The sequence below is a fragment of the Pseudomonas sp. GW821-FHT09H03 genome (assembly GCF_059415945.1).
Genome location: NZ_JBWKOF010000020.1, coordinates 95,025 through 104,514, shown reverse-complemented (window position 1 = coordinate 104,514; position 9,490 = coordinate 95,025). Strand labels below are relative to the sequence as shown.

The following is a 9,490-nucleotide window of genomic DNA, read 5'->3' as shown; positions in this document are numbered from 1 at the left end:
TTTCGATCTCTCGTCAGCGGGAGGCGAATTCTACAGCGTTACACGCTGCTGTCAACACCTCTTTTTCAACTCCCTTTTGGCTTCGATGAACTGAAGCAACCTGCTGTCGAAAACCGCGTAACTCATTGTTTACCAAGGAGTTTTCCGTTTCGACTGCGCCGGAAGTGGGGCGAATTATAGGCTTCTAAAATTCGCCGTCAACCTCTATTTCGGTTTTATTCGGCTTTCAGCGTAATTCGTGCAAAAGCCTTCTTGCCAGCCTGGCAAACATGGGTCGCACCCACTGCATATATAAAGGTGCGATCAACCACTTCACCATCTATACGCACACCGCCCGAACCAAGAAGGTCCCGCGCCATCGCCGAGTTCTTCACCAGGCCCGCCTTATTAAGGACGGCAGCAATAGGCATATCTTCGGCAGCAGTCAATTCGACCTCCGGCAGATCATCCGGCAGCTCGCCTTCCTTCATGCGGTTACCCGCCGCGCGATGAGCGTTAGCCGCAGCCTCCTCACCATGGAAACGCGCAACGATCTCTTCGGCCAGCTTGATCTTGATGTCGCGCGGGTTGGCCCCTGCCTCCACATCAGCACGAAATGCATTGATCTCTTCCATGGAGCGGAAGCTGAGCAGCTCGAAGTAGCGCCACATCAACGCATCCGGAATGGAAACCAGCTTGCCGTACATTACGCCCGGTGCTTCCTGGATACCGACGTAGTTGCCCAACGACTTGGACATCTTCTTCACGCCATCCAGACCTTCCAGCAACGGCATGGTCAAAATGCACTGAGCCTCCTGACCATAACCACGCTGCAGCTCACGACCCATCAGGAGATTGAACTTCTGGTCGGTACCACCGAGCTCGACGTCCGCACGCAAAGCGACCGAGTCGTAACCCTGAACCAGCGGATAGAGGAACTCGTGAATGGCAATTGGCTGGTTGGTCGTGTAGCGCTTGTCGAAGTCATCGCGCTCGAGCATGCGCGCAACGGTGTACTGCGAAGTCAGGCGAATGAAGTCCGCAGGCCCCATCTGATCCATCCAGGTGGAGTTGAACGCTACCTCGGTTTTCGCCGGATCAAGAATCTTGAACACCTGAGTCTTGTAGGTCTCGGCATTCTCGAGAACCTGCTCACGGGTAAGCGGAGGACGCGTGGCGCTCTTGCCGCTCGGATCACCGATCATCCCGGTGAAGTCACCAATAAGGAAGATCACCTGATGCCCCAGCTCCTGGAACTGGCGCAGCTTATTGATAAGCACGGTATGACCCAGGTGCAGATCCGGAGCGGTCGGATCGAAGCCTGCCTTAATACGCAGTGGCTGGCCACGCTTGAGCTTCTCGATCAGCTCGGACTCGACCAACAGTTCTTCCGCACCACGTTTGATCAGCGCTAGCTGCTCTTCAACCGACTTCATAACCAACCTGCAAGGCTCAGAATCAAAGGGAACCAACCATACAAGATCGCGCGTCAAATACAAGTTTTGCCCGGCGCACGGACGCCAATCCACAGGCAGAGCACCCACGGACTTGCTTCAGAGATGATTTGGTTATATTTTATACAGTTATTTCATCTTCATCATGTCATTCATCTTTTCCAATTCATCATTTTTCAAAGTCAAAATCACTTATGACCACTGAACCGTCTAAAGCGCCACCGCTTTACCCGAAGACCCACCTGCTTGCCGCAAGTGGGATCGCCGCCCTTCTCAGCCTGGCGCTCCTGGTATTCCCTTCCAGCGATGTTGAAGCCAAAAAGACGACCCTGAGTCTTGAACTGGAAAGTCCTGCTGAACAACTGACACAAGATCAAGACGCTGCTGACGCCGTCCAAGCCACAAATGAGTCAACAGCCTCGCCCTTCGCGCAGATAGAAAACAGCGCAGAGGACACCCAGGAAACCGCCCAGACTGCACCCGTAGCTGCACCGGAACCGGCACAGGCACAGCCGCAGCCGCAGCCGCCGGTAACTGCATCCGCACCGGCCGCCGAAGAAAAGAAGGCTGAAACCCACAGGGAAGTGATCGTCGGCAAAGGCGATACGCTTTCCACGCTGTTCGCGAAAGTCGGCCTGCCAACCACCTCGGTGCATGAAGTGCTGGCCAGCAACAAGCAGGCCAAGCAATTCAGCCAGCTCAAACACGGACAGAAACTCGAATTCGAACTGAGCCCCGACGGTCAACTGACCAATTTGCACAGCAAGCTGAACGACCTGGAAAGCATCAGCCTGACCAGAAACGACAAGGGCTACACGTTCAACCGCACTACCGCCAAGCCGACCGTGCGCTCCGCGTATGTTCACGGAGTGATCAACAGCTCACTGTCGCAGTCCGCCGCTCGCGCCGGCCTGTCTCACAGCCTGGCCATGGACATGGCCAGCGTGTTTGGCTACGACGTCGACTTTGCCCAGGATATTCGCCAGGGTGACGAGTTCGACGTCATCTACGAGCAGAAGGTCGTCAATGGCAAGGCTGTCGGTAACGGCCCGATCCTGTCGGCACGCTTCACCAACCGCGGCAAGACCTACACCGCCGTGCGTTACACCAACAAACAAGGCAACAGCAGCTACTACACCGCTGACGGCAATAGCATGCGCAAGGCGTTCATCCGTACACCGGTGGATTTCGCCCGCATCAGTTCGAAGTTTTCCATGGGCCGCAAACACCCGATCCTGAACAAGATCCGCGCCCACAAAGGCGTTGACTATGCAGCACCACGCGGCACTCCGATCAAGGCCGCCGGTGATGGCAAAGTTCTGCTGGCGGGGCGTCGTGGCGGCTATGGCAACACCGTGATCATCCAGCACGGCGCTACCTACACCACGCTGTATGGCCACATGCAAGGCTTCGCCAAAGGCGTGAAGACCGGCGGCACGGTCAAACAGGGCCAGGTGATCGGCTACATCGGTACCACTGGATTGTCCACCGGTCCGCACCTGCACTATGAGTTCCAGGTCAATGGTGTACACGTCGACCCGCTGGGCCAAAAAGTAGCGATGGCCGATCCGATCTCCAAGGGCGAACGCGCACGCTTCCTCGCACAGAGCCAGCCGCTGATGGCGCGCATGGATCAAGAGAAGTCCACCATGCTGGCTTCGAAGCGCTAAGCCATGACGCGCTATATAGGTGTGATGTCCGGGACGAGCCTGGATGGACTGGACATTGCACTGATCGAACTGACCCCGGCGATCAAGCTGATTGCCACGCACTACATCCCCATGCCCGAATCCCTGCGCGCCGAGCTGCTTGGGTTGTGCGCCAGCGGTCCGGACGAAATCGCCCGCTCCGCCATCGCCCAACAGAACTGGGTGAGTCTGGCAGCACAGGGCATTCACGCCCTCCTTGCCCAGCAGCAACTCGAACCTCACGACATTCGCGCGATCGGCAGCCATGGCCAGACCATTCGCCACGAACCGGCGCGCGGGTTCACTGTACAGATTGGCAATCCGGCCCTGTTGACCGAACTGACCGGCATCACCGTGGTCAGTGACTTCCGCAGCCGCGATGTAGCCGCTGGCGGGCAAGGCGCGCCGCTGGTTCCAGCCTTTCATGAAGCCCTGTTTGAAGAGCGGGAAGGCAACCGCGCAGTCTTGAACGTTGGCGGCTTCAGCAACCTCAGCCTGATCGAGCCCGGCCAGCCTGTTGCAGGCTTCGACTGCGGCCCGGGAAATGTGTTGCTGGATGCCTGGATCCATCGGGAACGTGGCCACAACTATGATCGCGGCGGCCAATGGGCCGCTACGGGCAAGGTCGAACCGACACTGCTGAAGGCCCTGCTTGGCGATCCATTTTTTGTCACCAAAGGCCCGAAGAGCACCGGCCGCGAAGTGTTCAACTTGCCCTGGCTGCTACAGCATCTTTCGCACTTGTCGACCTTCGCGGCAGAAGACGTGCAGGCAACATTGCTTGAACTGACCGCTCTGACCATCGTCGAGTCGCTGCAGAGTGCCCAGACAGACACTCGGGAACTGTTGGTATGCGGCGGGGGCGCGCATAACACCACGCTGATGAACCGCCTGGCCAGCCTGCTACCGAATACAAAAGTCAGCAGCACTGCCGCTTACGATGTAGACCCTGACTGGGTCGAAGCCATGGCCTTCGCCTGGCTGGCGCATTGCTGCCTGGAAGGCATCGCCGCCAACCGCCCAAGCGTTACCGGCGCCCGCGGCTTGCGCGTACTCGGTGCCATCTACCCCGCGTAAATCCTCCAGACAGCAAAACGCCGCAGGGCTCTGGAGCCATGCGGCGCTGGGTAATGCAGACTCGCTGATCAGATCGAGAACGAAGAGCCACAACCACAGGTCGTAGTCGCATTCGGGTTCTTGATGACAAAACGCGAACCTTCCAGACCTTCCTGGTAATCCACCTCGGCTCCCGCCAGGTACTGGAAGCTCATTGGATCGACAACCAGACTCACACCCTCGCGCTCGACAATGGTGTCGTCTTCGGCCACTTCTTCATCGAAGGTGAAGCCGTACTGAAAACCTGAACAACCGCCGCCCGTAACGAATACGCGCAGCTTCAAGCGATCATTCCCCTCTTCATCGACCAGGCTCTTCACCTTGTGCGCGGCACCGTGGGTGAATTGCAAAGCCGTGGGGGTGAAGGATTCGACGCTCATGCTGACTATCTCCCGGCGTTACGCCGTCATATTGCGTGATGACGCGCATTATCCGCTTCTCCTAGAAAAGCGGTCAACTATTGTTATGGTATATCAACCAACCCAGGCGCCGACCCGGAATGCAAAAAGGCCCGTATATCGGGCCTTTTGCTGTGCAGCATTAAACCTTAAGGCAGCATGCCGGCGTGGGACAGACCCAGACGCTCATCCAGCCCGAACAGGATGTTCATGTTCTGCACCGCCTGACCCGACGCGCCCTTGACCAGATTGTCGATCACCGACAGCACCACCACCAGATCGCCGTCCTGTGGACGATGCACCGCGATCCGGCAAACGTTGGCACCGCGCACGCTGCGGGTTTCCGGATGGCTGCCGGCCGGCATGACGTCGACGAACGGCTCGTTGGCGTAACGCTTTTCAAACAGCGCCTGCAGGTCCACCGAGCGATCGACTACGGTCGCATACAACGTGGAGTGAATGCCACGGATCATCGGCGTCAGGTGCGGAACGAAGGTCAGGCCGACATCCTTGCCCGCGGCGCGACGCAACCCCTGGCGAATTTCCGGCAAATGACGGTGACCTTTGACCGCGTAGGCCTTCATGCTTTCCGATGTCTCGGAGTACAGCGAGCCGACCGCAGCACCACGACCGGCACCGCTAACGCCAGACTTGCAGTCCGCGATCAAACCTTTGGTGTCCGCCAGACCGGCTTCAAGCAATGGCAGGAAGCCCAGTTGCGTGGCAGTTGGATAGCAACCCGGTACGGCAATCAGGCGCGCCTTCCTGATTTGCTCACGATTGACTTCCGGCAAGCCGTAGACCGCTTCGTCGAGCAACTCCGGCGCACCGTGGGGCTGGCCGTACCACTTGGCCCATTCCGCGGCATCTTGCAGACGGAAGTCGGCCGACAGGTCGATGACCTTGGTCCCCGCCGCCAGCAGCTCACCCGCCAGGGCGTGGGCAACGCCGTGCGGTGTGGCGAAGAACACCACGTCGCAAGCCCCCAGGGTCTTGATGTCCGGAACGCTGAACGCGAGGCCGTCGTAATGGCCTCGCAGGTTCGGATACATGTCGGCAACGGCCAGGCCAGCCTCGGATCGGGAAGTGATGACAACCACTTCTGCTTGCGGATGCTGCGCCAACAGACGCAGCAGTTCGACACCGGTGTAACCCGTGCCGCCGACGATACCGACCTTGACCATAAACCTGCCCTCAACGAACCCACTGGAAAGCCGTCGATAATAGGGGCCGCAAGCCCCTGCGACAACCGTCAAGGTGACGTGCGGAGCCTCAAGCCTCTACTATTCGGCCTACCGTGAATTCTGGAATAACCAAAAATGCTTTATCTATGGCTCAAAGCGCTTCACATCGTCAGTATGGTTTGCTGGTTTGCCGGCCTGTTTTACCTGCCGCGACTGTTCGTATATCACGCGCAAAGCGAAGACGCTGTCAGCAAGGAACGCTTCAGTATCATGGAGCGCAAGCTGTACCGGGGCATCATGGGCCCGGCGATGATCGCTACACTGATCTTTGGCGGCTGGTTGATCAGCCTCAACCCTGGCGCCTATTTCACCCAGGGCGGCTGGATGCACGCCAAGTTGACGCTGGTGGTATTGCTGATCGGCTATCACCACATGTGCGGCGCCCAGGTAAAACGCTTCGCCCGTGGCGAGAACACCCGCAGCCATGTCTTTTATCGCTGGTTCAATGAAGTCCCGGTTCTGCTATTGCTGGCCATCGTAATTCTGGTCGTGGTTCGGCCGTTCTAATCCTACTAGCCGCATTTAACGGGGTACTTCCAATGTCGCTGCCCGCTCTGCTCGAACAACGTCTGCGTCTGCCAGTGGTGGCAGCGCCAATGTTCCTGATTTCCAACCCGCAATTGGTGCTCGCCTGCTGTCGCAACGGTGTAGTCGGTAGTTTTCCTGCGTTGAATCAGCGTGAGAGCAGCGGCTTCAAGGCCTGGCTGGAAGAAATCGAAGCCGGGCTGGCAACCCTGGACAAGCCTGCGCCCTACGCCGTCAATCTGATTGTCCACAACAGCAATCCGCGGCTGCAGGCAGACCTGGATATCTGCGTGGAGCACAAAGTACCGATCGTGATCACCAGCCTAGGCGCCGTGAAAGAACTGGTCGATGCAGTCCACAGCTACGGCGGCCTGGTATTCCATGACGTCACTACACGTCGCCACGCGGAAAAAGCCGCCGAAGCCGGTGTAGATGGCTTGATCGCTGTGGCCGCAGGTGCCGGTGGACACGCCGGGACCTGGAGCCCGTTCTCACTGATTGCCGAGATCCGTCAGTTCTTCGACAAGACTCTCCTGTTGGCTGGCTGCCTGAATCACGGCCATGAAATCCTCGCCGCACAATTACTCGGCGCGGACCTGGCCTACTTCGGGACGCGATTTATCGGCACCACTGAAAGTCATGCGCCTGACGCTTACAAAGAGATGCTGCTGACTTCCCAGGCAGCAGACATCATCCATACTCCAGCAGTGTCAGGCATTCCCGCCAGCTTCATGCGCCAAAGCCTGGAGGCGGCCGGTTTCGATATGGCGGCGCTGCAGGGCAAGGGCGAAATCAACTTCGGCGCCAAGCTCAAGCCGGTCAGCGATGAGGCCAAAGCCTGGAAAACCGTGTGGTCCGCAGGCCAGGGTGTGGGCGCAATTGATGACCTGCCAAGCGTCGAGCAGTTGGTTGCGCGTCTAGATGCCGAGTATCGCAAGGCTCTGGAGCATGCCGCGCAACTACCCAAGCGCTGGCCACGCTGACAATGGAGTAAGGCCTGCCGCCATCGGCGGGCCTTACAGTCGCCCGGACGCGACAATCTGAATCTAATGTTTCATGACAAGGATGACTCGAACATGGACGAAAACCGCTCTCAAGATCCCGTCCCGCCGACGAATCCTCTATCTCCTTACGGCCCGACCCACGCCGCAGTCGGTGAAGCCTTGCCGCAGTTCGCAGCGCTCAACCCGTTCAGCTTCGATGGGCGCATTGGTCGTTTGCGTTACCTTGCCTGGACGATGGTCCTGACCCTGGCTCTGCTGGCTGCTTGCGCAGGCTTCGCCTCGATTGCCCTGGCCCTGATCGGCGCTGACTCGTCGGCCGGCCTGATCATCGGTGGCTTGCTGGCCTTTATCCTGTTTGTTGCCATCGCCTTCATCAGCATCCAGATCACCGTTCAGCGCCTGCATGACATCGGCTGGTCAGGCTGGCTGTGGCTACTGAACCTCGTTCCATTTGTAGCCAGTGTCTTCCCGTTCGTGATCACGGTCGTGCCTGGCAACAGCACCACAAACCGCTATGGCCCACCACCCCCACCCAACAGCACCGCAGTAAAGCTGTTGTCTTTACTGTGGTTGCTCTTTATCGCGCTGGTCTTCGCCGGCGCATTGACCGGGAGTCTTTCGGCGATTCAGCAAGAGTACGAAAACGTCTTGCAGGGCAGCTATGGAACCGGCTCGGCCACCTCCGACGAAATCGACGTCGATAACGAACTGCAACCAAATTCTCCTGGCGATGCAGCCGAAGAGGCCCAGCCCCCTGTAGACTCTGCCAAAGAATGAACAGCGCTCCAGGCCCGCGACACCTGCGTCGCGGCGCGGAGCTGTTTGCGATGGAGAACTGAATGACCCGTTACGCTCTGATCACTGGTGCCTCCAGCGGCATCGGCCTTGCGATGGCCGAAGCCCTGGCACGGCGCGGCCGCAGCCTGATTCTGGTGGCCCGACAACGTGATCAGCTGGAAAGTATTGCGATCGAACTGACCCAACGTTTCGGCGTCGAGGTGCTGTTCCGTGCCTGTGATCTGGGCGAACCGCTACGCTTGTCCGGATTTCTGCTGGAACTGGAGGAAGGTGACCGGCACATCGATTTGTTGGTCAACTGCGCCGGCATTGGCACCTGCGGACCTTTTCTGGCCCAGGACTGGATGACCGAGCAAGACCTGATCGAAGTGAACATCCTTGCCCTCACCCGCCTGTGCCACGCGATTGGCAACAGCATGGCGCTGCAAGGCGGCGGACAAATTCTGAATGTGGCCTCGGTGGCCGCGTTTCAGCCGGGACCGTGGATGAGCACTTACTACGCCAGCAAGGCCTATGTGCTGCATTTTTCCGAAGCCTTGCGCGTCGAGCTGAAGAAATGCGCGGTCAAGGTATCGGTGCTCTGCCCCGGCCCGACCCGCACGGGGTTTTTCCGCACCGCGCAACTCAATACCGACAAACTTGCCGGCAACAAGCTGCTGATGAGTCCCGAAGAAGTCGCTTTGTATACCGTGCGGGCGCTTGAAAAGAATCGCGCGATCATCATTCCCGGGCGGCGCAATCGCTGGTTCGCCTTCCTGCCGCGGCTCGGTTCGCGCTGGTTGAACCGGACAATTGCAGGCATGGTCATCAAAGCCCACTGCCCTCGTTGAAATGTCCTACGGTAAAACACTGGGCTGGTGCATCCCCTTGTAAGTACACTCAGGCCAGCCCAAACAACGGAGAAACAGCTGTGGATACTCTGTTCACCAAGATCATCAACCGGGAAATCCCGGCGAAGATCATTTACGAGGACGACCAGGTACTGGCCTTCCACGACATCGCCCCACAGGCACCGGTGCATTTTCTGGTCATTCCGAAGAAACCGGTGCGAACCTTGAACGACCTGACTGAAGACGACAAAGCATTGGCCGGACACATTCTGTTCACCGCTCAGCGCCTGGCGCTGGAACTGGGCTGCGAAAAAGGCTTCCGTGTGGTCATGAACTGCAATGAAGAAGGCGGGCAGACCGTCTATCACATTCATATGCACGTACTCGGCCAGCGCCAGATGAACTGGCCGCCGGGCTGATTCTCAGGCTGCCCTTGCAGGAGCCGGGGTGCGGG

9 protein-coding genes and 1 pseudogene are annotated in these 9,490 nt (G+C 58.5%); 7 read left to right on the top strand and 3 right to left on the bottom strand.

Annotation, left to right across the window (positions count from 1 at the left end; all coding sequences use genetic code 11):
- Positions 1-215: 215 nt before the first annotated feature.
- Positions 216-1,415 (bottom strand): tyrosine--tRNA ligase, encoded by a 1,200-nt coding sequence (gene tyrS, locus AC07OG_RS23760; protein ID WP_060541598.1) that lies wholly within the window; start codon positions 1,413-1,415, stop codon positions 216-218.
- Between the two features lie 212 nt (positions 1,416-1,627).
- Here tyrS and AC07OG_RS23755 point away from each other — a divergent pair, with 212 nt between their 5' ends.
- Entirely contained in the window at positions 1,628-3,103 is a 1,476-nt protein-coding gene (locus AC07OG_RS23755) for a peptidoglycan DD-metalloendopeptidase family protein (RefSeq protein ID WP_495068244.1), read from the top strand.
- A 3-nt stretch (positions 3,104-3,106) separates the two neighbouring features.
- Entirely contained in the window at positions 3,107-4,198 is a 1,092-nt protein-coding gene (locus AC07OG_RS23750; RefSeq protein ID WP_060541600.1) for an anhydro-N-acetylmuramic acid kinase, read from the top strand.
- 68 nt (positions 4,199-4,266) lie between these two features.
- Here AC07OG_RS23750 and erpA read toward each other — a convergent pair whose 3' ends face one another.
- Both erpA and argC read right to left on the bottom strand, forming a co-directional pair.
- The gene (gene erpA / locus AC07OG_RS23745) at positions 4,267-4,617 is read right to left on the bottom strand and encodes an iron-sulfur cluster insertion protein ErpA (RefSeq protein ID WP_060541601.1); all 351 of its coding nucleotides are present in this window, start codon (positions 4,615-4,617) and stop codon (positions 4,267-4,269) included.
- Positions 4,618-4,784: 167 nt separating this feature from the next.
- Positions 4,785-5,819 (bottom strand): N-acetyl-gamma-glutamyl-phosphate reductase, encoded by a 1,035-nt coding sequence (gene argC, locus AC07OG_RS23740; protein WP_060541602.1) that lies wholly within the window; start codon positions 5,817-5,819, stop codon positions 4,785-4,787.
- A gap of 135 nt (positions 5,820-5,954) precedes the next feature.
- On the opposite strand from argC, the gene hemJ reads away from it, so the two are divergent.
- From hemJ to AC07OG_RS23715, 5 genes and pseudogenes are all read left to right on the top strand, one after another.
- Entirely contained in the window at positions 5,955-6,386 is a 432-nt protein-coding gene (hemJ, locus tag AC07OG_RS23735) for a protoporphyrinogen oxidase HemJ (RefSeq protein ID WP_060541603.1), read from the top strand.
- A gap of 32 nt (positions 6,387-6,418) precedes the next feature.
- Positions 6,419-7,387 carry an NAD(P)H-dependent flavin oxidoreductase gene (locus AC07OG_RS23730; RefSeq protein WP_060541604.1) on the top strand — a complete coding sequence of 323 codons (969 nt, stop codon included), beginning with the start codon at positions 6,419-6,421 and terminating at the stop codon, positions 7,385-7,387.
- 135 nt (positions 7,388-7,522) lie between these two features.
- Positions 7,523-8,185: pseudogene (locus tag AC07OG_RS23725) on the top strand (DUF805 domain-containing protein); the annotation flags it as partial.
- Positions 8,186-8,247: 62 nt separating this feature from the next.
- Positions 8,248-9,036 carry an SDR family NAD(P)-dependent oxidoreductase gene (locus AC07OG_RS23720; RefSeq protein ID WP_060541605.1) on the top strand — a complete coding sequence of 263 codons (789 nt, stop codon included), beginning with the start codon at positions 8,248-8,250 and terminating at the stop codon, positions 9,034-9,036.
- A gap of 80 nt (positions 9,037-9,116) precedes the next feature.
- Complete coding sequence (locus AC07OG_RS23715) at positions 9,117-9,455, top strand: histidine triad nucleotide-binding protein (RefSeq protein WP_060541606.1); 339 nt, start codon at positions 9,117-9,119, stop codon at positions 9,453-9,455.
- The last annotated feature ends 35 nt before the right edge of the window (positions 9,456-9,490 follow it).